This is a genomic window from uncultured Ramlibacter sp. (assembly GCF_936925435.1).
In the GTDB taxonomy this organism is placed as follows: Bacteria; Pseudomonadota; Gammaproteobacteria; order Burkholderiales; family Burkholderiaceae_C; genus Ramlibacter.
Map to the genome: position 1 here is coordinate 130,823 of NZ_CAKZHQ010000005.1, position 21,019 is coordinate 151,841.

Consider the following 21,019-nt stretch of genomic DNA (forward strand, 5'->3'; position numbering starts at 1 on the left):
GCCGCGGCCCGCTACCATCGCACATGCCTGATTTCTACATCGGCCTCATGTCCGGCACGTCGCTCGACGGCGTCGACGGTGTGCTGGCCGACTTCTCCCCTTCCTCGCCCCTGGTCATCGCCCACGCCAGCGCGCCCTTTGCGGACGCCTTGCGTGCTGAACTGCTGGCGCTCAATAGCGCCGGGCCCAACGAGCTTCACCGCGCCGCGCTGGCGGGCAACGCGCTGGTCCGGGTCTATGCCCAGGTGGTGGACGCCCTGCTGGCGGATTCCAGCATCCAGCCGTACGAGGTGCGTGCGATTGGCGCCCACGGTCAGACCGTGCGCCACCGGCCCCAGCAGTTCGACGGCACGGGCTACACCTTGCAGCTGAACCAGCCGGCCCTGCTGGCCGAGCGCAGCGGCATCGACGTGGTGGCCGATTTCCGCAGCCGCGACGTCGCCGCCGGCGGCCAGGGCGCCCCGCTGGCGCCGTTTTTCCACCAGGCCTTCTTCAGCCGGCCCGGCCAGACCGTTGGTGTGCTGAATGTGGGCGGCATCTCCAACCTGACCCTGCTGCGCCCCGGCGGCGCCGTGCTGGGCTTCGACTGCGGCCCGGGCAACGCCTTGATGGACGGCTGGTGCAGCGCGCACACGGGCCGCCCCTATGACGACCAGGGTGCCTGGGCGGCCAGCGGCGCGGTGTTGCCGGCCCTGCTCGATGCCTTGCTGGCCGAGCCCTATTTCGCTCTGGCCCCACCCAAGAGCACCGGGCGCGACCTGTTCCACATGGCCTGGCTGCAGGCCTGCCTGCAAGTGCGGGGGGCAAGCGCCGCGGCCGCCGACGTCCAGGCCACCCTTGCCGAGCTCAGCGCCCTGGCCTGCGCCAACGAGGTGCTGCGCCACGAACCGGACCTGCGGCACCTGATCGTCTGCGGCGGCGGCGCGCTCAACACCCACCTGATGCAGCGCCTGCAGGCCCTGCTGCCCCAGGCGCAGGTGCGCTCCAGCGCAGACCACGGCCTGCCGCCCTTGCAGGTGGAGGCGACAGCCTTTGCCTGGCTGGCGCGCAAGACCGTGCTGCGTGAAAAACTGGAACTGGAAAGCACAACGGGCGCCAGAGGCGCCCGTGTCCTGGGTGCGGTCTATCCGGCTTAGGTCGAGAACGACGAGCCGCAGCCGCAGGTGGTGGTGGCGTTGGGGTTCTTGATGACGAACTGGGCGCCCTGCAGGTCTTCCTTGTAGTCGATCTCGGCCCCCACCAGATACTGGTAGCTCATCGCGTCGATCAGCAGCGAGACGCCGTTCTTGGTCATCACCGTGTCGTCGTCGTTGGTGATCTCGTCGAAGGTGAAGCCGTACTGGAAACCCGAGCAGCCGCCGCCCTGGACGAAGACGCGCAGCTTGAGCTCCGGATTGCCTTCTTCGGCGATCAGGTCGGCGACCTTGGCCGCGGCGCTGTCTGTGAACAGCAAGGCGGCGGGCATTTCGGTCTGGATGTTTTCGGCAACTGCGCTCATGGATGGCTCTCCAGGGTGACTCTTGGCTTCGATGGTACTGCGTTACGGCCCGGCGGGCCGCTCAGAAATTGTTTGCCGCCAGCTTGAGTAAGGGCTTTTCCTCGCTGTCCGCCAGCGGACGCAGCTGGCCGGAGATGACGGCGCCCTGGTGCATTTCAAGCGCGGCGTAGGACACATCGCCCTCGATCCGGGCCTTGGGCTGCAGTTCCAGCAGCTCGCGCGCCAGCACCGGGCCACGCACGCTGCCATTGATGATGACGTGGTCGGCCTGGATCTCGCCCTGCACCACAGCGGCTTCCGAGATGACCAGGATGCTGGGCTGGTCGGGCTTGGCGCGGATGCTGCCGAACACCTCACCGTCGATGCGCAGGCCCTCGGTGAACGTCAGATCGCCGTCGATGCGGCTGCCCTGGGCGATCAGGCTCTTGATCGGCGGCTGTGCTTTCTTGCCAAACATGGATTCACCTCAACGACGCGGTTTTTGGGGATCAGAGCTTGACGCTCTGCGCGGCCCGGACGGTGCTTCCTTCCACCACCCTGGCCGAAACGTTTTTTACCACGGCTTGGGCCGGCAAAACGGCCATTCCCTCGATCCGCCGGTATTGGCGGAACTGCAGAGCCTGGGCGGCGTCGGGCAGGTCCATCATCCAGGGCTTGCCGTCGAGCGTGCCCGAGATGCTGATCTCCAGCCGGCCGCGGAATTCGGGCGCATTGCGCACCGGCTGCATCACCAGCACCTGCCACTTGAGCTGGGCGCCGGACAGCACCTCGGCCTGCAGGCCGCGGATGGCCACGCCCTCGGCGCTGGCGGGGATGAGCTTCTCGAAAAAGCCCAGGTCGTCGCGCAAGGCCCGGTTGTCGGCCTCCAGCACCCTGATCTGGGCCGCCATCCGCTCCTGGGCAGCCTTTTCGGAGGTGATCAGGCTGGACGAGGTGTTGAGCACCGACTGGGCCTTGTCGCGCTCGTCACGCAGCTGGGCCACCTCGGAGCGCAGCTGCACAAGCTCCTCCTTGGCGCCGCTGTCCAGGCCGGCGATGCTCTTGCCGAATTCGAAGGCCCACAGGCCGATGGCGCTGCAAAAGCCCAGCACGATGGCCACCACCGCCCAGCGCAACGGCCAGGGCATGGCGCTGCGCACGGCCATGCGGGGGGCGCTGATGGTGAGGCGGCGACGCAGGAGTTTGAAACGCATGGGGCTGGATGATGGCCTGAAACGACAAGGCCGCACAAGCGAACTTGTGCGGCCCTGAACAGATAGCGCTGCGTTGCTTAACGCTTGCTGAACTGCTTGCGGCGGCGTGCGGAGTGCAGGCCGACCTTCTTGCGTTCCACTTCGCGCGCGTCACGCGTCACGAAGCCGGCTTGCGACAGGGCGGGCTTGAGGGCCGCGTCGTAGTCGATCAGGGCGCGCGTGATGCCGTGGCGGGTGGCGCCGGCCTGGCCGGATTCGCCGCCGCCGTGCACGTTGACCTTGATGTCGAAGGTTTCGACATGGTTGGTCAGGAACAGGGGTTGCTTGACGATCATGATCGAGGTCTGACGGCCGAAGTACTCTTCGATGTCCTTGTCATTGACCGTGATCTTGCCCGTGCCCTTTTTCATGAACACGCGTGCGACGCTGCTCTTGCGGCGGCCCGTGCCGTTGTTCCAGTCACCGATCATTGGGCGCCTTTCGACAGCGCCGGGATCTCCAGCACCTTGGGTTGCTGCGCGGTGTGGGGATGCTCAGCACCGCCATACACCTTGAGTTTCTTGATCATGGCGTAGCCGAGCGGGCCCTTGGGCAGCATGCCCTTGACGGCCTTTTCCAGCGCGCGGCCGGGATGCTTGGCTTGCATGTCGCGGAAGTTCGTCGCGGTGATGCCGCCCGGGTAACCGGAGTGGCGGTAGTACACCTTGTCAATCGACTTGGCGCCGGTGACGCGCAGCTGGGCTGCGTTGATGATGACGATGAAGTCACCGGTATCGACGTGAGGCGTGTAAATGGCCTTGTGTTTGCCGCGCAAACGGAGAGCAACTTCGCTGGCTACTCGTCCGAGGACCTTGTCGGTCGCGTCAATCACAAACCACTCGTGCGTCACGTCAGCGGGCTTGGCGCTGAACGTTTTGGTCATGAGTTTTCTCTTGAAAGAGGGTTTGGCGGGTCCTTTTCCACGGTCGGCGTTCCTCTGACGGGAATCTCTTAGGTGGGTGTTCAGATTGGCAAAACGTAGTGTCGTTTTGCCTCTCATTGCTCTGCCGCGGGACCACAAAGGCGCTGCATAGCCCAAGATTATACGAAGAATCAAGGACTTGGCGCAACCCGCCCCAGCCGCGGGGTACCATTGGGGCATGTTCAGCTACCGCCACGCCTTCCACGCCGGCAACCACGCCGACGTGCTCAAGCACATGGTGCTGATTGCCGTCCTCAAGCACCTGACCCAGAAGGACGCCGCCCTGACGGTGATCGACACCCACGCCGGCGCCGGCCTGTACCGGCTGGACGGCGATTATGCCGGCACCTCGGGCGAGGCCGAAGACGGGATTTTGAAGCTTTTTTCGGCGCTAGCCCCCGCCGGCAAAGCACAGCCCGCTATCAAAGATGTAGCGCCGCTGATCGAGGACTACATGGCCATGGTGGCCGGCTTCAACCCCGGCGGCACCCTCAAGGTCTATCCCGGCTCGCCCTTTGTGGTCCAGGGCCTGCTGCGCACCGAAGCGCGCGACAAGCTCAAGCTGTTCGAGCTGCACCCCACCGACGGCAAGGCCCTGGCCGCCAACGTGGCCCAGCTGGAAGCCGGCCGCCAGGTCAGCGTGGCCCGGGAAGACGGCTTCGAAGGCCTCAAGGCTTTCCTGCCGCCACCCTCACGCCGGGCCATGGTGCTGATCGACCCCAGCTACGAGATCAAGAACGATTACGGTAAAGTGAGTGCCTGCATACAAGACAGCCTGAAGCGCTTTGCCACCGGCACCTATGCCGTCTGGTACCCGGTGATCCCGCGGCCGGAGGCCCACGACCTGCCGCGCCGGCTCAAGACCCTGTCCAACCAGGCCGGCAAGCCCTGGCTGCATGCCACCCTGGCGATCGGACAGCGCGATGAGAAGTCTGTCATCGGCGAGCCCGAGCGCCGGCCCGGCCTGACGGCCAGCGGCATGTTCATCGTCAATCCGCCCCACACCTTGAAAGCTGCCTTGCAACTGGCACTGCCACAGCTGCTGGAAGTGCTGGGCCGCGGCCGCGGCAAGGGCCAGGCCGTGGAACACGGCGGCTAGGCTTTGCGCCTGGCCAGCACCAAGGTCCAGTAACGGCCCCACTGCGTGCCTGGCCGCTGGACGCAAGCCAGGGCCACCTCGGCGAAGGCCGGGCTCATGATGTTGCGGCAATGGCCCGGGCTGGCCAGCCAGCCGGTGATCACCGCGTCGGCCGATGTGTCTCCCCCGCCGATGTTCTCGCCCACAGCCTCCCAGGCATAGCCCTGGGCCGTGACGCGGTCGCTGACGCGGCTACCGTCGCGCCCGCTGTGCGAGAAGCAGTCATGCCGCGCCATATCGCCAGAGTGACGGCTGGCCGCGCCGAATTCCCGGCGCTGTCGGAAGAAACCGCGATCCATACAATTCACCGACCGGTCGGTCGGTGAATGCGCTAGACTGGCGCCATGTACACCCAGGCCCTGGACCTTCCCGACCCCCAGCAAGCCCAGGAGGCCCCTGCCTCGCCTGCGGACGCCGCCGGAGCGCAGGCCCAGTTCGACGCCAAAATCGACGCCGAACGCAAGATCGAGCCGCGGGACTGGATGCCAGAGGCCTACAGGCGCACCCTGCTGCGCCAGATCAGCCAACATGCCCACAGTGAGATCGTCGGCATGTTGCCCGAGGGCAACTGGATCAGCCGCGCGCCCAGCCTCAAGCGCAAGGCCATCCTGCTGGCCAAGGTGCAGGACGAGGGCGGCCACGGCCTGTACCTGTACAGCGCGGCTGAAACCCTGGGAACCAGCCGCGACCAGATGGTCGAGGCCCTGCACAGCGGCAAGGCCAAGTACAGCTCCATCTTCAACTACCCCACCCTCAGTTGGGCCGACGTCGGCATGATCGGCTGGCTGGTCGACGGCGCGGCCATCATGAACCAGGTGCCGATCTGCCGCTGCAGCTACGGGCCCTATGCGCGCGCCATGATCCGCATCTGCAAGGAAGAAAGCTTTCACCAGCGCCAGGGCTTCGAGAGCCTGATGGTGCAGATGCAAGGCACACCGGCCCAGCGCGCCATGGTCCAGGACGCGGCCAACCGCTGGTGGTGGCCGGTGCTGGCCATGTTCGGCCCGCCCGACGCCGACAGCCCTAACAGCGCCCAGGGCATGCGTTGGGGCATCAAGCGCATCAGCAACGATGCACTGCGCCAGAAGTTCGTCGACGCCACCGTGCCGCAGGCAAAGATCCTGGGCGTGACATTGCCCGACCCCGAGCTGCAATGGAACGAAGAGCGCCAGCAGCACGACTACGGCGCCATAGCCTGGGACGAGTTCTGGGCCGTGGTCAACGGCAATGGCCCTTGCAACAAGGAGCGCCTGGCCACCCGCGTCAAGGCGCACGAAGACGGCCAGTGGGTGCGCGACGCCGCCCTGGCCCATGCGCGCAAGCAACAGGCCCGCGCCTTGAAGGAGGCAGCATGAGCGACGCCCGCAACGAGTGGCCTCTTTGGGAGGTCTTTGTGCGCAGCAAGCAGGGGCTGGAGCACAAGCACTGCGGCAGCCTGCATGCGGTGGACGCGCAGCAGGCCCTGCAGATGGCGCGCGACGTTTACACGCGACGGCAGGAGGGCGTGAGCATCTGGGTCATCCCCTCCGCCCTGATCACGGCCAGCGAGCCCGACGACAAGGCCGAGTTCTTCGAGCCGGCGGCCGACAAGATCTACCGCCATCCCAGCTTCTACGCCATCCCAGACGACGTGGGGCATATGTGACGGCGCAGAGCGACTACCTGCTGCACCTGGCCGACAACGCCCTGGTGCTGGGCCAGCGAAACGCCGAGTGGTGCGGCCACGGCCCGGTGCTGGAGGAAGACATCGCCATGGCCAACATCAGCCTGGACCTGGTCGGCCAGGCGCGCATGCTCTACCAGCATGCAGCAAGCTTGATCGGCAACGGCGCGACCGAAGACAGCCTGGCCTACTTCCGCGACGCCCGCGAGTTCCGCAACTTCACCTTGCTGGAGCTGCCGCACCATGGCCCGCTGGCCGCCACGGCCGCGGCCGACCGCGACTACGCAGTCACCATCACCCGCAACTTCCTGTACAGCGCCCACATGCTGCTGCTATGGGATGGGCTGCAGGCCCACGAAGACGCGCAGCTGGCCGCGATCGCCGCCAAGTCGCTCAAGGAAACCCGCTACCACCTGCGCCACGCGCGCGACTGGCTGCTGCGCCTGGGCGACGGCACCGACGCCTCGCATGCGCGTATGCAGGCGGCGCTGGACCACCTCATGCCCTACACCCAGGAGTTCTGGAGTGGCGCCGATGCGCGCACCGCGGCGCTGCAAGCGGCCTGGGACACCCTGGTCGATGAAGCGCTGGCCGAGGCCACGCTGCAGCGGCCGGCCGCTGGCGGCCATGTGCCGCGCGGCAAGGAAGGCCTGCATTCCGAGCACCTGGGTTTTTTGCTGGCCGAGATGCAAAGCCTGGCGCGCCAGCATCCTGGGACACAGTGGTGAATGCGGTGGAACGCGCCTGGGACGTGCTCGAAGCCGTGCCGGACCCGGAGATCCCGGTGGTGTCGATCCGCGAGCTGGGCATCCTGCGCGAAGTCAACGAACGCGAGGGCGTGCTGGAGGTGGTGATCACGCCCACCTACAGCGGCTGCCCCGCCATGGGCCAGATCGAGGACGACGTGCGCGCCGCGCTCGCCGCCAACGCCATGGACGCCACCGTCGTCACGCGGCTGGCACCGGCCTGGACCACCGACTGGATCACGCTGGAAGCGCGAGACAAGCTGCGCGCCTACGGTATCGCACCGCCACACACGCAGGCGGCTGGCAGCACCGCGCTGCAGTTCATGCGCAGCGCCGCCCGGCCCGACGCCGTTGCCTGCCCACGCTGCGGTTCGGCCAACACCACCGAGACCTCTCACTTCGGCTCCACCGCCTGCAAGTCCTTGCACAGGTGCCTGGACTGCCTGGAACCCTTCGACCATTTCAAACCGTATTGAGCATGGCCTCGCCGCATTTCCATTCGCTCAGCGTCAAGCGCGTCACGCCCGACGCCGCCGGCTCGGCCGCCATCACCTTCGCCGTTCCCGAAGAACTTCGAGAAGCCTTCGACTTCCGGCCTGGCCAGTTCCTGACCCTGCGCGCCCAGATCGCCGGCGCCGACACGCGGCGCAGCTATTCCATCTGCAGCCCGCGCCAGCGCCTGGACCAGCAAGGCGAGATCGATGTGGGCATCAAGCCGGTCGAAGGCGGCCTTTTCTCGCGCTGGGCACTGGCGCAACTGGCGCCCGGCAACACTCTGGAGGTGATGCCGCCGGACGGTCGCTTCACGCCGCGCGTGGCGGGCGCGCGCCATCGCGTGGGCTTTGCCGCCGGCTCGGGCATCACGCCCCTGCTGTCCATCATCGCCAGCACGCTGGCGGCCCAGCCCCAGTCCCGCTTCAGCCTGGTCTACTGCAACCAGCGGGTGGGCAGCATCATGTTCAACGAGGCGCTGGCCGATCTGAAGGACCGCTACCCGGCGCGCCTGAGCCTCATCCACCTGCTGTCGCGCCAGCCGCAGGAAGTGGCCCTGCTCCATGGCCGGCTGGATGAGGCCAAGGCATCCGAACTGCTGCGCACGGTGCTGCCGGCCGCCGCCATCGATGAGGCTTTTCTGTGCGGGCCCGAGGGAATGATCGAGGCGGTGCAGCGCGCCCTGCTGGCCGCCGGCGTCGCGCCCGGACGCATCCACAGCGAGCGCTTCTTCGCCGCGGGCACCCCTTCCGCTTCAAATTTGATAGCGGCACAGGCAGTATTTCCGCCGGCTACAGCCCAAAAACATGCCGCAATCCGGCTGGACGTGGTGCTGGACGGCAAAACCCACCACCTGGCCATGGCGCCGGACGCGCGGGTGCTGGACGTGGCGCTCGAGGCCGGCCTGGACCTGCCCTATTCCTGCCGCGGCGGTGTCTGCTGCACCTGCAGGGCCCGCCTGCTCGAGGGTCGGGTCGAGATGGAGAAGAACTTCACCCTGGAGCCCTGGGAAACCGCCCAGGGCTTTGTACTGACCTGCCAGGCGCGGCCGCTGACCGAGCGCGTCGTCCTGAGCTACGACGAGCGCTGAGGCCGCCGGCAGCCTTCAGCTGCAGCGGGCGCGGTAGTTGTCCTCGAAGCGCTGCAACTCCGCCTTCTCGCCCTCGTTGAGGTCGGTGCGGGCGCGCTTGGTGACCAGGATGCGCTTGGACTCGCCGCACTGCTGCTGCTGCAAGGCGGTGCGCTCCTTCTGGGCCATGTTGGCGCTCTGCTCGGCGCGGCGTTGCTGGTTCTTTTCACCGCGCTCCTGCGACAGCGCGGTGTAGGCCTCGCGCTCGTCTTCCGAGCATTCGACCTGGTAGCCCCTGCGCATCTCGTTGACGGTTTCATGCTTGAGCCCCCGGGCCGACGCAGTGCGCAAGGCATCGTGCAGGCTGCTGCAGCGCGGGCTCATGTACCTGATGTGGGCCGGCGCCTCGCCAACGGAAGGCGTTGGCGGCTGGTAGCGGGGCCGGCTGTCGCTTTCAGTCGGCCCGTAGTAGGTGACACTGCTACCGCTGCTGCTGCCATTGCGGCTCGAGCTTGAATTGGAGTACACCTGCGTGCCGGTGGTGGCCGCGCAAGGCCGGGCGGACTGGTAGTTGGTGCCGGCGCTGGTGCGGCAGTTGTAGATCTGTGCCTGCGCTCCGCCCCATCCCGTCAGCCCGGCCAGTGCCAGGCAGATTGCCGCTGCTTTTTGCATCCCGTTCCTCTGATTGCATTCCCTGAGCGAATGCTAGCAAAAAGAATGCTCAGGGCAGGCTGATCAGCACCGGCTTGGTCCCGGCGCCGCTGTCCAGAAGGCCCAGCGACTTGGCAGCGGCGCGGCTGAGGTCGATCACCCGCTGCTTGATGTGCGGGCCACGGTCGTTGATGCGCACCTCGACCTCGCGGCCGTTGACCAGGCTGCGCACCCGCACCACGGTACCGAAGGGCAGGCTCGGGTGGGCGGCCGTGAGCGCATGCATGTCGAAGCGCTCGCCGCTGGCCGTGCGCCGGCCATGGAAGCGCGGGCCGTACCAGGACGCGATGCCGCGGCCGATCTCGCCAGCGGCGGGCGCCGCCTCGATGGTCAGTGGGATCTCGCCCGAGGCCGGATGGCGCTGGCTGTCGCCCTCGCCCTCACCGTCGTCCTGCGCCTGGGCCACGCAGGCCAGCGCCAGCAGCAGCCAGGGCGCCGCGCGCCGCATCACGCGTCCAGCCTCCGGCAGATTTCCAGCGTCGCCTGGGCCTGGTTCATGGTGTAGAAGTGCAGGCCCGGCGCGCCGGCGGCCGCCAGCTGTTCGCACAGGCCGCTGACCACGTCCAGGCCGAAGGCCTTGATGGAAGCCGTGTCATCGCCGAAGGACTGCAGGCGCAGGCGGATCCAACGCGGAATCTCGGCGCCGCAGGCATCGGAAAAGCGCATCAGCTGGGTCGAGCTGGTGATGGGCATGATGCCCGGCACCACCGGCACGCGCACGCCGCGGCTGTCCAGCTCGTCGATGTAGCGGTAGTAAGCGTCGGCGTTGAAGAAGTACTGGGTGATGCCCGAATCCGCTCCCGCTTCCACCTTGGCGATGAAGGCGTCGACGTCGGACTGCGGCGACTTCGCCTGCGGATGCACTTCCGGATAGGCCGCCACCTCGATGTGGAAGCGCTTGCCGGTCTCGCTGCGGATGAAGGCCACCAGTTCGCTGGCATAGCGGAACTCGCCGCTGGCGCCGTAGCCGCTGGGCAAGTCGCCGCGCAGCGCGACGATGCGCTCGATGCCGGCCGCGCTGTAGGCCGCCAGCCGCTCGCGGATGCTGTCGCGGGTCTGGCCGATGCAGCTCAGGTGCGGTGCGGCCGGTCGGCCCTCGGCCATGATCTCGGTCACCGCCGACAGCGTGCCGTCCTGGGTCGAGCCGCCAGCGCCGAAGGTGACGGAGCAGAACTCGGGTTCCAGCGCATAGAGCGCCTGGCGCGCCTGGCGCAGCCTGGCCGCGCCTTCGGGCGTCTTGGGGGGAAAGAATTCAAGGCTGATCGGGAGCTTCATGGCGTCCTTCTCGCATGGACGAAGAACTCGCGGTTGCCGTCACCGCCCTCGATGGCACTGTCGTGCCAGCCCCGCACCTCCAGCCCCAGGTCGGCGCAGCAATCGCGGATGCGCTGCTCGATGAGCGGATAGAAGGCCTCGTCCTTGACGATGCCGCCCTTGCCGACCTGGCCGGGCTGCAGCTCGAACTGCGGTTTGACCAGCATCAACAGGTCGCCGCCGGGCGCCAGCATGGGCACCAGGGCCGGCAGCACCAGGGTCTGCGAGATGAAGGACAGGTCCCCCACGATCAGGTCAAAACTGGGCGCATCTTGCTGCGGCTGCTCGTCTTCCTCGATCAGGTCCGGCGCATCCAGCAGGTCGGACGCCTGCAGGTTGCGGGCGTTGACGCTCTCGATGCACAGCACGCGCGGGTCCTCGCGCAGGCTGGCGTGCAGCTGGCCCTGGCCCACGTCCACGCCGGTCACATGGGCCGCGCCCTGCTGCAACAGGCAGTCGGTGAAGCCGCCGGTGGACTGGCCCACGTCCAGGCAGGTTTTGCCTTGCACCGCGATGCCGGTGGACTGGAGCGCGCCTTCGAGCTTGAGCCCGCCACGCGAGACATAGCGCGCCTCGGCTCCATCCATCAGGTCGATCTGCGCGTCATCGGACAGCTCGTCGCGGTTGCGCACAACGGCCTTCCAGGCGACATCGTCCTGCCCGGCCGGCCGCCAGCGCACGCCGGCGGTGATCATGCGCTGGGCCTGGGAGCGGCTGCTTGCCAGACCGCGCTCCACCAACAACTGGTCGGCGCGCATCCGGTCAGTAACGGTAGCTGTCGGGCTTGTAAGGGCCAGACTTGCTCACACCGATGTAGGCCGCCTGTTCGTCGGTCAACACCGACAGCTGGGCGTTGAGCTTGGACAGCTGCAGGCGCGCGACCTTCTCGTCCAGGTGCTTGGGCAGCACGTAGACCTTGCCAGCCTGGTAGTCATCGGGCTTGGTGAACAGCTCGATCTGGGCAATGGTCTGGTTGGCGAAGGAGGAGGACATCACATAGCTGGGGTGGCCCGTGCCGCAGCCCAGGTTCACCAGCCGGCCCTTGGCCAGCAGGATGATGCGCTTGCCGTCCGGGAAGATCACGTGGTCGACCTGGGGCTTGATCTCTTCCCACTGGTACTTCTCGAGCGAGGCGACCTGGATCTCGTTGTCGAAGTGGCCGATGTTGCAGACGATGGCCTGGTCCTTCATGGCCAGCATGTGGGCGTGGGTGATCACGTCCTTGTTGCCGGTGGTGGTCACGAAGATGTCGGCCTTGTCGGCGGCATATTCCATGGTCACCACGCGGTAGCCTTCCATCGCCGCCTGCAAGGCATTGATGGGGTCGATCTCGGTGACCCAGACCTGGGCCGACAGGGCGCGCAGGGCCTGGGCTGAGCCCTTGCCCACGTCGCCGTAACCGGCCACGACGGCGACCTTGCCGGCGATCATCACGTCGGTGGCGCGCTTGATGCCATCGACCAGGGATTCACGGCAGCCGTAGAGGTTGTCGAACTTGCTCTTGGTGACCGAGTCGTTGACGTTGATGGCGCGGAACAGCAGTGTGCCCTTGGCCGACATCTCGTTGAGGCGGTGCACGCCGGTGGTGGTCTCTTCGGTCACGCCGATGATCTGGGCAGCCTTGCGGGTGTACCAGGTAGCGTCTTCGGCCAGCTTCTTGCGGATGGCGGCGAAGAGGATGCGCTCTTCCTCGCTGGCGCCGTTGCCGGCGACCAGGGAAGCGTCCTTCTCGGCGTTCTGGCCCAGGTGCATCAGCAGCGTGGCATCACCTCCGTCGTCCAGGATCATGTTCGGGCCTTCGCCTTCGCTGCCCTTGGGGCCGAAGTCAAAGATGCGGTGGGTGTAGTCCCAGTAGTCTTCCAGCGTCTCGCCCTTGATGGCGAAGACCGGCGTGCCGTTGGCGGCGATGGCGGCGGCGGCGTGGTCCTGGGTGGAGAAGATGTTGCACGAGGCCCAGCGCACCGTGGCGCCCAGGGCTTCCAGCGTCTCGATCAGCACGGCGGTCTGGATCGTCATGTGCAGCGAGCCGGTGATGCGCGCGCCCTTCAGGGGCTGGGTCTTGGCGAATTCATCGCGGATCGCCATCAGGCCGGGCATCTCGGTCTCGGCGATGCGGATTTCCTTGTGGCCCCAGGCGGCCAGCGACAGATCGGCGATGGCGCAGTCCTGGGTGGCGACGGCGGTGGGTTTGAGAACGGCGTTCATTGCATGCTCCAAAAGCAGTTTCGAAGAAGGACCACGGGCATTGGGGGAGAAGGCTCACCTCACACGGACCAGTGGGCGAGCGTCGTTGCGAATGAATCCGAGCCTCGCACCGTGCGGTGCTGCAACGCTCCTCGGACAGGCGCAATTATACGGAAGCGGCCAGCCCGACCGTAAGCAATCCGCCTAGCAGGCCCGGCATGCGTTACAAACACCCCATGTCCCAACCAACCCAAATCCGACCGCCGATCGAACCCATGCTTGCCAAGGTGGCGCAGGAACTGCCCACCGGCGAAGGCTTTTTGTTCGAGCCCAAATGGGACGGCATCCGCGCCCTGGTCTTTCGCGACGCCAGCGGCGTCACCCTGCAAGGCCGTGACGGCAAGGCGCTGAACCGCCAGTTCCCGGAACTCGAAAAGGTGCTGGTCGAACAGCTGCCCCGAGGCTGCGTGCTCGACGGCGAGATCGTCGTCGCCGCTGCCGGCGGCCTGGACTTCGATGCCCTGCAGCAGCGCCTGCATCCGGCGCCCTCGCGCATCGCGCGGCTGGCCAAGGAAACGCCGGCCGCCTTCGTCGCTTTCGACCTGCTGGCCGCCGGCGGCGCCAGCACCATGGCGCTGGCGCAATCGGAGCGCCGGCTGCGGCTGGAGCGCCTGCTGGGCCAGGCCCGGGCGCCGCTGCACCTGACGCCGGCCACCAGCGACCGCGCCCAGGCGCAGGACTGGTTGCAGCGCTTCGCCGGCGCCGGGCTGGACGGGGTGATTGCCAAGCCAGGGGCCGCGACCTACCAGCCGGGCAAGCGCACCCTGTTCAAGATCAAGCACGAGCGCACCGCCGACTGCGTGGTGGCGGGCTTTCGCTGGCACAAGGAATTCACCGAAGGCGTGGTCGGCTCGCTGCTGCTGGGCCTGTATGACGATGCCGGCGTGCTGCAAAACGCCGGCGTCACCTCGGCGTTCAGCATGGAGACGCGCCGCCAGCTGGCGCTGGAGCTCGAACCGCTGCGTGCCAACGCCCTGCAGGACCATCCCTGGAAAGACGCGACCCAGGGCTGGGAACCGCTGCGGCCCGAACGGGTGGTGGAAGTGCAGTACGAACACCTGCAGGGTGAGCGTTTCCGCGACGCCACCGTCTTTGTGCGCTGGCGCGAGGACAAGGCGCCGCGCGACTGCGGCTACGGCCAGCTGGAGGTGGCCACGCCCACCGAGTTGGCGCAGGTCCTGGCCGGTGGCCGCAAAAGCGGGCCCAGGCCTTAAAATCCGGGCTTCGCGCCGCCACCGGCGGTCGCGCCGGCCCCGCGGGCCGGCCCCTGTCCTCTCCCACCGGATTCCGCCTTGTCCTTCGCCGCCGAAACCCGCCGCCGCCGCACCTTTGCCATCATTTCCCACCCGGACGCCGGCAAGACCACGCTGACCGAGAAGCTGCTGCTGTTCTCCGGCGCGATCCAGATCGCCGGCTCGGTCAAGGCGCGCAAGGCCACACGCCACGCCACCTCGGACTGGATGGAGATCGAAAAGCAGCGCGGCATCTCCGTCGCCTCCTCGGTGATGCAGATGCTGTACCGCGAGCACGTCATCAACCTGCTGGACACGCCGGGCCACAAGGACTTCTCCGAAGACACCTACCGCGTGCTCACGGCGGTCGATTCGGCCCTGATGGTGATCGACGCGGCCAACGGCGTCGAAGCCCAGACCCGGCGCCTGATCGAGGTCTGCCGCCAGCGCGACACGCCCATCATCACCTTCGTCAACAAGATGGACCGCGAGGTGCGCGAGCCCCTGGACATCCTGGACGAGATCGAACGCGAGCTGGGCATGCCCTGCGTGCCCATGACCTGGCCGGTCGGCCAGGGCAAGACCTTCGGCGGCATCATGAACCTGCGCACGAAAACCATGACGGTCTTCGACTCGGGCAAGGAACGCCTGCCGCAAGAGTTCGAGACCATAGACCTGGCCAACCGTGAGGAGCTGCTCAAGCGCTTCGGCCACGAGTTCGAGACCGCCGAGCAGAGCATGGAGCTGGCCATCGGCGCCTCGCCCACCTGGGACCACGAGGCCTTCCTGGCCGGCAAGCAGACGCCGGTGTTCTTCGGCTCGGGCGTCAACAACTTCGGCGTGATGGAAGTGCTGGACGCCCTGGTTGACCTGGCGCCCTCGCCGCAGCCGCGCACCTCGCAGCTGCTGGTCAACAGGCAGCCGGTGGTCAAGGAGATCAGGCCGGAGGACGCCAACTTCGCCGGCGTGGTGTTCAAGGTGCAGGCCAACATGGACGCCAACCACCGCGACCGCATCGCCTTCGTGCGCATGGCCTCGGGCAAGTACACGCCAGGCATGAAGCTCAAGGTCCAGCGCACCTCCAAAGAGCTGCGGCCGACCTCAGTCGTCACCTTCCTGTCGCAGCGGCGCGAGGCGGTGGACGAGGCCTACGCCGGCGACATCATCGGCTTCACCACCCATGGCGGCGTGCAGCTGGGCGACACCATCACCGACGGCGCGAATCTGCAGTTCACCGGCCTGCCCTTTTTCGCGCCCGAGCTGTTCACCACCGTCATCCTGAAGAACCCGCTGCGCACCAAGCAGCTGCAGCAGGGCCTGGCCCAGCTGGGCGAGGAAGGTGCGATCCAGGTCTTCCGCCCCGAGATCGGCGGCGCCATGCTGCTGGGCGCGGTCGGCCAGCTGCAGTTCGAGGTGGTGCAGCACCGCCTGAAGGCCGAGTACGACGCCGACGTGCGGCTGGAGTCCAGCCAGTACACAGGCGCGCGCTGGATCACGGCCGACACCCCGGCCGAGCTGCGGGCCTTCACCGACGCCTATCCGCAGCGCATGGCGCTGGACGCGGCCAACACCCTGGCCTTTCTGTGCACCAGCCCCTACGACGTGCGGCTGGCGCAGGAGCGCTTTCCCAAGATCCACTTCCACCCGCTGCGCGAACACGCCGGCCTGGCGCTGCAGAACGCGGGCTGAGGCGGCGCGCGTGGATAATCGCGCGGATTCCAACCGCACAGGAGCAGGCACCATGATGGGTACCCACAGGCAAGCATTGCGCCGCACCGGCGCCGGCATCTTGCTAGTGCTCGCCGCGCTGCTGGCGGGCTGCGGCGGTGGCGGCGACAACGCCGGCACCTGCAACGGCAGCCCGGAAGTCTGCAACCAGAAATAGGCTTTTGCCCTGCCACCGCGCCGCCGCGGCGCGGGGCCCGTTCCCTACCGTCCTGACATGCAACCCCTTGGCGACTTCCGGCCCGCGCCGGGCCAGATCACCGGCGTCTTCACCGACATCGACGACACCCTGACCACCGACGGCGCCGTGCCCGCCAGCGTGCTGCGCTCGCTGACGGCGCTGCGCGATGCCGGCCTGCACGTCATTCCCATCACCGGCCGGCCTGTGGGCTGGAGCGAGCCCTTCGCCCTGGCCTGGCCAGTCGACGCCATCGTCGCCGAGAACGGCGCCGTGGCACTGGTGCGCCAGGACGACGGCAGCCTGCGCAAGCTCTACCAGCAGGACGAAGCCACCCGCACTGCCAACTACGCGCGCATGCAGCAGGTGGCGCAGCGCGTGGTGCGCGAGGTGCCCGGCGCCACCATCTCGCGCGACAGCGTGGGCCGCGAGACCGACATCGCCATCGACCACAGCGAGTTCGTCCACCTGCCGGCCGAGGGCATCGCCCAGGCCGTGCGGCTGATGCAGGAGGCGGGCATGAACGCCACCGTCAGCTCCATCCACATCAACGGCTGGTACGGCGGGCACAACAAGCTGGCCGGTGCACGCTGGATCCTGCGCGAACTGTTCGGCCGCGCGCTGGACGCCGAGATCGACCGCTGGGTCTATGTGGGCGACTCGACCAACGACGTGCTGATGTTCGAGCACTTCCCGCACAGCGTGGGCGTGGCCAACATCCGCCGCTTCGAGGCGCAGCTGACGCACGCGCCGCGCTATATCACGCCCAGCGAGCGCGGCGAGGGCTTCGGCGAGGTCGTGCAGGCCCTTCTTTCAAGCCAAACAGGCCGCTAGCCCCCGTCCAATGGACGCGAGGCGCTATCGAAAGATGAGCAATCAGCCGGGCTTGGCCAGGCCCAGCTTCTCCACCAGGGCCTTCTCGGTGGCGAAGGTGTCCTGCGCGAACTTGGTGTACGCGCTGCTGCTCATGTACATGGGCAGCATGTCGTAGCGCGCCAGGGCGGCGACGTAGCTGGGGTCTTCCATCGCCTTCTTGAAGGCGTCATGCAACTTGGCCACCACGTCGGTCGGCGTGCCGCGCGGCGCGCCGATGCCAAAGGGCGAGTTCTGCACGATGTTGATGCCCAGCTCCTTGAGCGTGGGCGCATCGGCGAACTTGTCCAGGCGCTTCTCGCCCCAGGTGTTGAGCACGCGGATCTTGCCGGCCTGCACCAGGGGCGCGAAGCCGGTGGAGTCGGCCGCCGCCATGATGTGGCCGCCGCTGATGGCCACCGCCAGGTCGGCGCTGCCCTTGAACGGGATGTGATTGAGCTGGATGCCCAGCTGCTGGGCGATCAGCTCGGTGGTCAGGTGCGGGCTGGTCAGGGTGCCGGTCGAGCCGTAGCTGAGCTTGCCGGGGTTGGCCTTGGCATAGGCGACGAAGTCGGCCCAGTTCTTGATCGGGCTGTCATTGGGCACGACGATGCCGAAGGCGTAGCCGGTGACGTTGATGACGTAGCTGATGTCCTTGACCGGATCCCAGCTGATCTTGGTGGTGTAGGGCAGGCGGAACACGCCCAGCGGAATCTGCGCCACGGTGTAGCCGTCGGCCGCCGAGGACTGCAGCTGCTGGGCCGGCAGGGTGCCGCCGGCGCCGGGCTTGTTTTCCACCACCACTTGCTGGCCCAGGATTTTTCCGGCGTTGTCGGCCAGCTGGCGCATGGTGATGTCCGTGGGACCGCCGGCGGGGAAGGCGATGACCAGCTTGATGGGCTTGGCCGGGAAGGTGGTGGCGGACTGGGCAAAGCTGTGGATGGCGGGGGCGGCCAGGCTTGCGGCGGCAAGCTGGACGAGGTGGCGGCGGCGCATGGAAGGTCTCCTGAAATGGTTGCCGCCATTGGACCCGCCTCTTGCGGCACGGGCAATCGGGACTCTCCCGGCTGTGCCCGCTCGCTGTGCAGAACAAGCTGGGCACGCGCATTTGTAGAATCGCGCCACCCGCCATGTCCGCCGCCGAGCTTCCACCCTCCCCCATCGAACGGCCGCGCCTGTCCGACACGGTCTATGGCCAGCTGCTGCAGGACATCATGGCCGGCGGGCTGGCGCCGGGCGACCGCCTGGCCACCGAGCTGCAGCTGGCGCAGCGCTTCTCGGTGTCGCGGCCGGTGGTGCGCGAGGCGCTGCAGCGCCTGCAGACCGACGGCGTGGTGATCTCGCGCCAGGGTTCGGGCACCTATGTGCAGCGCAGCCCCTCGCAGCGCGTGGCCGAACTCACCAGCGAATACAGCCTGCACGAGGTGCTGCAATGCCTGGAGCTGCGGCTGGCGCTGGAAGAGTTGTCGGCCCGGCTGGCGGCGCGCAACCGCACGGAAGACCAGCTGCGCAGCATCGAGCAGACCCGGCTGGCCCTGCACCAGGTCTTTGGCCAGGGGCCGCAGGCCAAGGAAGCCGACTACGCCTTCCACCGCGCCATTGCCGTGGGCTCGGGCAACCCCATGCTGGTGGAGGCGCTCGACCAGCTGGCCGACCGCGTCAAGGGCGGCATGAACGTGACGCTGTCGCTGACCCGCGAGGCCTCGGACCAGCGCCGCGCCCGGGTGCTGGACGAGCACGACCGCATCGTCCATGCCATCCGCATCGGTGACGCCGACAGCGCCGGCATCGCCATGCGCTACCACCTGGACCAGGCCCGCAACCGCCTGCTGGACCGGCATCTGGACAGGTAAACCCCAGGTTTACAACTTCGCGGTTGATTGGTAAAGTTGTCAAACAAATGGGCGTGCGCCTGTTTGCGCCCAACTTTTCCAGGACTGCATCTTGAAAACCACCTCCGTCACGCCCGCCGACCTGCGCGGCTCCGTCCTCGCCGTTCCCCCGATGCCGCGCAATGCGGACGGCAGCTTCCACGCCGAAGGCAACCGCCGCGTGCTGGCCCACCTGCGCGCCGGCAGCGTCACCACCTTCATGTATGGCGGCAATGCCAACTTCTACAACCTGGGTGTGGCCGAACTGGGCCGCGTGCTCGACAGCCTGACCCCCCTGCTGGCAGCGGGCGACTGGCTGATCCCCTCGGTGGGCGCCGACTACGGCAAGGCCGCCGAGCAGATCGACCTGCTGCGCGAACGCGCCTTTCCCACCGCCATGGTCCTGCCGCTGCGCTTCCCGGCCACGCCGGCTGGCGCCGCCAGCGGCATCGGCAAGCTGGCCGCGCGCTACGGCAAGCCGGTGATCGCCTACGTCAAGGATGAGGGCTACATCGACAACAAGGAACTGGCCGCCCTGGTCAAGGACGGCGCGGTCTGCGCCGTCAAGTACGCCATCGTGCGCGACGATCCGAAGAAGGACGCTGTGCTGGCCGACCTGGTGCAGCGCGTCGACCCCAACATCCTGATCAGCGGCATCGGCGAGCGGCCGGTGATCGACCACTTCCGCAGCTTCGGCCTGCGCGCCTTCACCTCGGGCTCGACCTGCGTGGCGCCGGCATTGTCCAACCGCATCCGCGAAGCCCTGCACGCCAACGACGATGCCAGCGCCGCCGCCACGCGCGAACTGTTCATCCCGCTGGAAGACGCACGCGACAAGTACTCGCCCATCCGCATCCTGCATGCGGCCGTGGAGTTGGCCGGCATCGCAGCCACCGGCCCGATCGGCGAGTTCCTCTCCGTCATCGGCGACCCCAAGGTGCTGGCCGAACTGGCGCCCATCGCGCGCGCCCTGCTGGCGCACAACGACGCGGCCCTCGGACAGCAGCGCCAAGCCGCCTGAGTGCGGCCTGTACATGGCCAGCTCGCACTCGCTGTACGCGCTGTACGTGGAAGCGCACGGCGCCATCTGATTTCAAAAACAAGGAGACAAGACATGAACCTCATCAAACGCAAATCCCTGATCGCGCTGGCGGCCGCCGCGCTGCTGCCCCTGGGCGCGCTGGCCCAGGCACCCTGGCCGGCACCCGGCCAGACCATCAAGATCATCGTCCCCTTCCCGGCCGGCGGCGCTTCCGACCAGATCGGCCGCATCGTCGCCAAGGCCCTGGGTGACGAGCTCAAGGCCACGGTGGTGGTGGAAAACCGCTCGGGCGCCAACGGCGGCGTCGGCGCCGCGGTGGTGGCCAAGGCGGCGCCGGACGGCTACACCCTGCTGGTTGGCAGCATCGGTGTCTTCGCCATCAATGCCGGCCTGTACAGCAAGCTGCCCTACGACCCGCTCAAGGACTTCGCGCCGATCTCCGTGCTGGTCTCCACGCCCAACGTGCTGGTGGTGCCGGCCAACTCGAAGTTCAATACGGCGCAGGAGCTGGCGGACTTCATGAAGAAGAACCCCGGCAAGCTGTCCTATGCATCCTCCGGTGCGGGTTCGTCCGACCACCTGACGGCGGAGCTGTACAAGAAGGCCATCGGCGGCTATGCGGTCCACATCCCCTACCGCGGCGGCGCGCCTGCCATGCAGGACATCATTGCCGGCCAGGCCGACTTCATGTTCAGCAACCTGGGCCCGGCCATGCCCTTCATCAAGGCTGGCAAGATGAAGGCCCTGATGCTGACGGCCGCCAAGCCGGCAACGCAGCTGCCCGACGTGCCGATCGCCGCGAAGACCGGCGCCAACATCGAGGTCACCAGCTGGCAGGCCTTCGCCGCGCCGGCCGGCACGCCACCGGCCATCGTGCAGCGCCTGAGCCAGATCGCGGTCAAGGCCATGGCCGCGCCCGACGTCAAGGAGCGCATGGCCAACCAGGCCTTCGACATCGTCGCCAACAACCCGGCCGAGTTCAGCGATTTCCTGAAGAAGGAAGTGGCGCGCTGGAAGCTGGCGGTCAAGGAATCGGGCGCCGGCCTGGACTGATTCTTGCTCCCGGGGCGTATAGCCCCGGTTGCGTGCC

The 21,019-nt window shown here is 67.5% G+C and carries 26 protein-coding genes and 1 riboswitch; of the genes, 14 read left to right on the forward strand and 12 right to left on the reverse strand.

What is annotated here, in order from left to right:
- Window positions 1–23: 23 nt before the first annotated feature.
- Window positions 24–1,136: an anhydro-N-acetylmuramic acid kinase gene (locus Q0632_RS05980; protein WP_298925704.1), complete on the forward strand. Its 1,113-nt coding sequence runs from the start codon at window positions 24–26 to the stop codon at window positions 1,134–1,136.
- Here the strand turns inward: Q0632_RS05980 and erpA are convergent.
- The 5 genes from erpA to rplM all read right to left on the reverse strand — a co-directional run bounded on the left by erpA (window position 1,133) and on the right by rplM (window position 3,613).
- A complete protein-coding gene (gene erpA / locus Q0632_RS05985; protein ID WP_298925707.1) occupies window positions 1,133–1,498 on the reverse strand; it encodes an iron-sulfur cluster insertion protein ErpA in 366 nt (121 codons plus the stop codon). The genes Q0632_RS05980 and erpA overlap by 4 nt on opposite strands.
- Window positions 1,499–1,559: 61 nt before the next feature.
- Entirely contained in the window at window positions 1,560–1,955 is a 396-nt protein-coding gene (locus Q0632_RS05990; protein ID WP_298925710.1) for a polymer-forming cytoskeletal protein, read from the reverse strand.
- 31 nt (window positions 1,956–1,986) lie between these two features.
- Window positions 1,987–2,691: a DUF6776 family protein gene (locus Q0632_RS05995; RefSeq protein ID WP_298925713.1), complete on the reverse strand. Its 705-nt coding sequence runs from the start codon at window positions 2,689–2,691 to the stop codon at window positions 1,987–1,989.
- Between the two features lie 77 nt (window positions 2,692–2,768).
- On the reverse strand, window positions 2,769–3,161 hold the full coding sequence (gene rpsI / locus Q0632_RS06000; protein ID WP_298925716.1) for a 30S ribosomal protein S9: 393 nt from the start codon (window positions 3,159–3,161) through the stop codon (window positions 2,769–2,771).
- On the reverse strand, window positions 3,158–3,613 hold the full coding sequence (gene rplM / locus Q0632_RS06005; protein ID WP_298925719.1) for a 50S ribosomal protein L13: 456 nt from the start codon (window positions 3,611–3,613) through the stop codon (window positions 3,158–3,160). The genes rpsI and rplM overlap by 4 nt, the downstream gene beginning before the upstream one ends.
- A 217-nt stretch (window positions 3,614–3,830) precedes the next feature.
- Between rplM and Q0632_RS06010 the strand changes: the two genes are divergently transcribed.
- The gene (locus Q0632_RS06010; protein ID WP_298925723.1) at window positions 3,831–4,751 is read left to right on the forward strand and encodes a 23S rRNA (adenine(2030)-N(6))-methyltransferase RlmJ; all 921 of its coding nucleotides are present in this window, start codon (window positions 3,831–3,833) and stop codon (window positions 4,749–4,751) included.
- Here the strand turns inward: Q0632_RS06010 and Q0632_RS06015 are convergent.
- Window positions 4,748–5,089 (reverse strand): CAP domain-containing protein, encoded by a 342-nt coding sequence (locus Q0632_RS06015; RefSeq protein WP_298925727.1) that lies wholly within the window; start codon window positions 5,087–5,089, stop codon window positions 4,748–4,750. The genes Q0632_RS06010 and Q0632_RS06015 overlap by 4 nt on opposite strands.
- A 45-nt stretch (window positions 5,090–5,134) precedes the next feature.
- Between Q0632_RS06015 and paaA the strand changes: the two genes are divergently transcribed.
- From paaA to Q0632_RS06040, 5 genes are read left to right on the forward strand one after another with little or no spacing between them, the layout of a single operon-like run.
- Window positions 5,135–6,145 (forward strand): 1,2-phenylacetyl-CoA epoxidase subunit PaaA, encoded by a 1,011-nt coding sequence (paaA, locus tag Q0632_RS06020; RefSeq protein ID WP_298925730.1) that lies wholly within the window; start codon window positions 5,135–5,137, stop codon window positions 6,143–6,145.
- Window positions 6,142–6,435, forward strand: coding sequence for a 1,2-phenylacetyl-CoA epoxidase subunit PaaB (gene paaB / locus Q0632_RS06025; protein WP_298925733.1), 294 nt, complete (start codon window positions 6,142–6,144; stop codon window positions 6,433–6,435). Before paaA ends, paaB begins: the two co-directional genes overlap by 4 nt.
- Complete coding sequence (paaC, locus tag Q0632_RS06030) at window positions 6,432–7,181, forward strand: 1,2-phenylacetyl-CoA epoxidase subunit PaaC (protein ID WP_298925737.1); 750 nt, start codon at window positions 6,432–6,434, stop codon at window positions 7,179–7,181. Before paaB ends, paaC begins: the two co-directional genes overlap by 4 nt.
- Entirely contained in the window at window positions 7,175–7,675 is a 501-nt protein-coding gene (paaD, locus tag Q0632_RS06035) for a 1,2-phenylacetyl-CoA epoxidase subunit PaaD (RefSeq protein WP_298925740.1), read from the forward strand. Before paaC ends, paaD begins: the two co-directional genes overlap by 7 nt.
- A 2-nt stretch (window positions 7,676–7,677) precedes the next feature.
- Window positions 7,678–8,781, forward strand: coding sequence for a 2Fe-2S iron-sulfur cluster-binding protein (locus tag Q0632_RS06040; RefSeq protein ID WP_298925744.1), 1,104 nt, complete (start codon window positions 7,678–7,680; stop codon window positions 8,779–8,781).
- Between the two features lie 15 nt (window positions 8,782–8,796).
- Here Q0632_RS06040 and Q0632_RS06045 read toward each other — a convergent pair whose 3' ends face one another.
- The 5 genes from Q0632_RS06045 to ahcY are packed head-to-tail and all read right to left on the reverse strand — an operon-like array spanning window position 8,797 to window position 12,990.
- Complete coding sequence (locus Q0632_RS06045) at window positions 8,797–9,432, reverse strand: hypothetical protein (protein ID WP_298925747.1); 636 nt, start codon at window positions 9,430–9,432, stop codon at window positions 8,797–8,799.
- A gap of 49 nt (window positions 9,433–9,481) precedes the next feature.
- Window positions 9,482–9,919, reverse strand: coding sequence for a septal ring lytic transglycosylase RlpA family protein (locus Q0632_RS06050; RefSeq protein WP_367181171.1), 438 nt, complete (start codon window positions 9,917–9,919; stop codon window positions 9,482–9,484).
- Window positions 9,919–10,746, reverse strand: a complete 828-nt coding sequence (metF, locus tag Q0632_RS06055; RefSeq protein WP_298925750.1) for a methylenetetrahydrofolate reductase [NAD(P)H] — start codon at window positions 10,744–10,746, stop codon at window positions 9,919–9,921. Before metF ends, Q0632_RS06050 begins: the two co-directional genes overlap by 1 nt.
- Window positions 10,743–11,543, reverse strand: coding sequence for a TlyA family RNA methyltransferase (locus tag Q0632_RS06060; RefSeq protein WP_298925753.1), 801 nt, complete (start codon window positions 11,541–11,543; stop codon window positions 10,743–10,745). The genes metF and Q0632_RS06060 overlap by 4 nt, the downstream gene beginning before the upstream one ends.
- Window positions 11,544–11,547: 4 nt before the next feature.
- Entirely contained in the window at window positions 11,548–12,990 is a 1,443-nt protein-coding gene (gene ahcY / locus Q0632_RS06065; protein ID WP_298925756.1) for an adenosylhomocysteinase, read from the reverse strand.
- 70 nt (window positions 12,991–13,060) lie between these two features.
- A riboswitch (S-adenosyl-L-homocysteine riboswitch) is annotated at window positions 13,061–13,129 on the reverse strand.
- 76 nt (window positions 13,130–13,205) lie between these two features.
- On the opposite strand from ahcY, the gene Q0632_RS06070 reads away from it, so the two are divergent.
- The 4 genes from Q0632_RS06070 (at window position 13,206) to Q0632_RS06085 (ending at window position 16,998) form a co-directional block, all read left to right on the forward strand.
- Complete coding sequence (locus Q0632_RS06070) at window positions 13,206–14,243, forward strand: ATP-dependent DNA ligase (RefSeq protein ID WP_298925759.1); 1,038 nt, start codon at window positions 13,206–13,208, stop codon at window positions 14,241–14,243.
- Between the two features lie 78 nt (window positions 14,244–14,321).
- Window positions 14,322–15,950, forward strand: a complete 1,629-nt coding sequence (locus tag Q0632_RS06075; RefSeq protein WP_298925762.1) for a peptide chain release factor 3 — start codon at window positions 14,322–14,324, stop codon at window positions 15,948–15,950.
- Window positions 15,951–16,002: 52 nt separating this feature from the next.
- Window positions 16,003–16,146 (forward strand): hypothetical protein, encoded by a 144-nt coding sequence (locus Q0632_RS06080; RefSeq protein ID WP_298925765.1) that lies wholly within the window; start codon window positions 16,003–16,005, stop codon window positions 16,144–16,146.
- Window positions 16,147–16,203: 57 nt separating this feature from the next.
- Window positions 16,204–16,998, forward strand: coding sequence for an HAD family hydrolase (locus tag Q0632_RS06085; protein ID WP_298925768.1), 795 nt, complete (start codon window positions 16,204–16,206; stop codon window positions 16,996–16,998).
- A 42-nt stretch (window positions 16,999–17,040) separates the two neighbouring features.
- Here Q0632_RS06085 and Q0632_RS06090 read toward each other — a convergent pair whose 3' ends face one another.
- Entirely contained in the window at window positions 17,041–18,012 is a 972-nt protein-coding gene (locus Q0632_RS06090; RefSeq protein ID WP_298925771.1) for a tripartite tricarboxylate transporter substrate binding protein, read from the reverse strand.
- Between the two features lie 134 nt (window positions 18,013–18,146).
- Here Q0632_RS06090 and Q0632_RS06095 point away from each other — a divergent pair, with 134 nt between their 5' ends.
- The 3 genes from Q0632_RS06095 to Q0632_RS06105 all read left to right on the forward strand — a co-directional run bounded on the left by Q0632_RS06095 (window position 18,147) and on the right by Q0632_RS06105 (window position 20,982).
- Window positions 18,147–18,869: a FadR/GntR family transcriptional regulator gene (locus Q0632_RS06095; RefSeq protein ID WP_298925774.1), complete on the forward strand. Its 723-nt coding sequence runs from the start codon at window positions 18,147–18,149 to the stop codon at window positions 18,867–18,869.
- 91 nt (window positions 18,870–18,960) lie between these two features.
- Window positions 18,961–19,908 carry a dihydrodipicolinate synthase family protein gene (locus Q0632_RS06100; RefSeq protein ID WP_298925777.1) on the forward strand — a complete coding sequence of 316 codons (948 nt, stop codon included), beginning with the start codon at window positions 18,961–18,963 and terminating at the stop codon, window positions 19,906–19,908.
- Between the two features lie 93 nt (window positions 19,909–20,001).
- Window positions 20,002–20,982, forward strand: a complete 981-nt coding sequence (locus Q0632_RS06105; RefSeq protein ID WP_298925780.1) for a tripartite tricarboxylate transporter substrate binding protein — start codon at window positions 20,002–20,004, stop codon at window positions 20,980–20,982.
- The last annotated feature ends 37 nt before the right edge of the window (window positions 20,983–21,019 follow it).

What these genes read in the sequence shown, in the direction of transcription:
- Q0632_RS05980 (WP_298925704.1), top strand. Translation starts at nt 24, where the DNA reads ATGCCTGATTTCTACATCGGCCTCATGTCCGGCACGTCGCTCGACGGC.
- erpA (WP_298925707.1), bottom strand. Translation starts at nt 1,498, where the DNA reads ATGAGCGCAGTTGCCGAAAACATCCAGACCGAAATGCCCGCCGCCTTG.
- Q0632_RS05990 (WP_298925710.1), bottom strand. Translation starts at nt 1,955, where the DNA reads ATGTTTGGCAAGAAAGCACAGCCGCCGATCAAGAGCCTGATCGCCCAG.
- Q0632_RS05995 (WP_298925713.1), bottom strand. Translation starts at nt 2,691, where the DNA reads ATGCGTTTCAAACTCCTGCGTCGCCGCCTCACCATCAGCGCCCCCCGC.
- rpsI (WP_298925716.1), bottom strand. Translation starts at nt 3,161, where the DNA reads ATGATCGGTGACTGGAACAACGGCACGGGCCGCCGCAAGAGCAGCGTC.
- rplM (WP_298925719.1), bottom strand. Translation starts at nt 3,613, where the DNA reads ATGACCAAAACGTTCAGCGCCAAGCCCGCTGACGTGACGCACGAGTGG.
- Q0632_RS06010 (WP_298925723.1), top strand. Translation starts at nt 3,831, where the DNA reads ATGTTCAGCTACCGCCACGCCTTCCACGCCGGCAACCACGCCGACGTG.
- Q0632_RS06015 (WP_298925727.1), bottom strand. Translation starts at nt 5,089, where the DNA reads ATGGATCGCGGTTTCTTCCGACAGCGCCGGGAATTCGGCGCGGCCAGC.
- paaA (WP_298925730.1), top strand. Translation starts at nt 5,135, where the DNA reads ATGTACACCCAGGCCCTGGACCTTCCCGACCCCCAGCAAGCCCAGGAG.
- paaB (WP_298925733.1), top strand. Translation starts at nt 6,142, where the DNA reads ATGAGCGACGCCCGCAACGAGTGGCCTCTTTGGGAGGTCTTTGTGCGC.
- Q0632_RS06040 (WP_298925744.1), top strand. Translation starts at nt 7,678, where the DNA reads ATGGCCTCGCCGCATTTCCATTCGCTCAGCGTCAAGCGCGTCACGCCC.
- Q0632_RS06045 (WP_298925747.1), bottom strand. Translation starts at nt 9,432, where the DNA reads ATGCAAAAAGCAGCGGCAATCTGCCTGGCACTGGCCGGGCTGACGGGA.
- Q0632_RS06050 (WP_367181171.1), bottom strand. Translation starts at nt 9,919, where the DNA reads ATGCGGCGCGCGGCGCCCTGGCTGCTGCTGGCGCTGGCCTGCGTGGCC.
- metF (WP_298925750.1), bottom strand. Translation starts at nt 10,746, where the DNA reads ATGAAGCTCCCGATCAGCCTTGAATTCTTTCCCCCCAAGACGCCCGAA.
- Q0632_RS06060 (WP_298925753.1), bottom strand. Translation starts at nt 11,543, where the DNA reads ATGCGCGCCGACCAGTTGTTGGTGGAGCGCGGTCTGGCAAGCAGCCGC.
- ahcY (WP_298925756.1), bottom strand. Translation starts at nt 12,990, where the DNA reads ATGAACGCCGTTCTCAAACCCACCGCCGTCGCCACCCAGGACTGCGCC.
- Q0632_RS06070 (WP_298925759.1), top strand. Translation starts at nt 13,206, where the DNA reads ATGTCCCAACCAACCCAAATCCGACCGCCGATCGAACCCATGCTTGCC.
- Q0632_RS06080 (WP_298925765.1), top strand. Translation starts at nt 16,003, where the DNA reads ATGATGGGTACCCACAGGCAAGCATTGCGCCGCACCGGCGCCGGCATC.
- Q0632_RS06085 (WP_298925768.1), top strand. Translation starts at nt 16,204, where the DNA reads ATGCAACCCCTTGGCGACTTCCGGCCCGCGCCGGGCCAGATCACCGGC.
- Q0632_RS06090 (WP_298925771.1), bottom strand. Translation starts at nt 18,012, where the DNA reads ATGCGCCGCCGCCACCTCGTCCAGCTTGCCGCCGCAAGCCTGGCCGCC.
- Q0632_RS06095 (WP_298925774.1), top strand. Translation starts at nt 18,147, where the DNA reads ATGTCCGCCGCCGAGCTTCCACCCTCCCCCATCGAACGGCCGCGCCTG.
- Q0632_RS06105 (WP_298925780.1), top strand. Translation starts at nt 20,002, where the DNA reads ATGAACCTCATCAAACGCAAATCCCTGATCGCGCTGGCGGCCGCCGCG.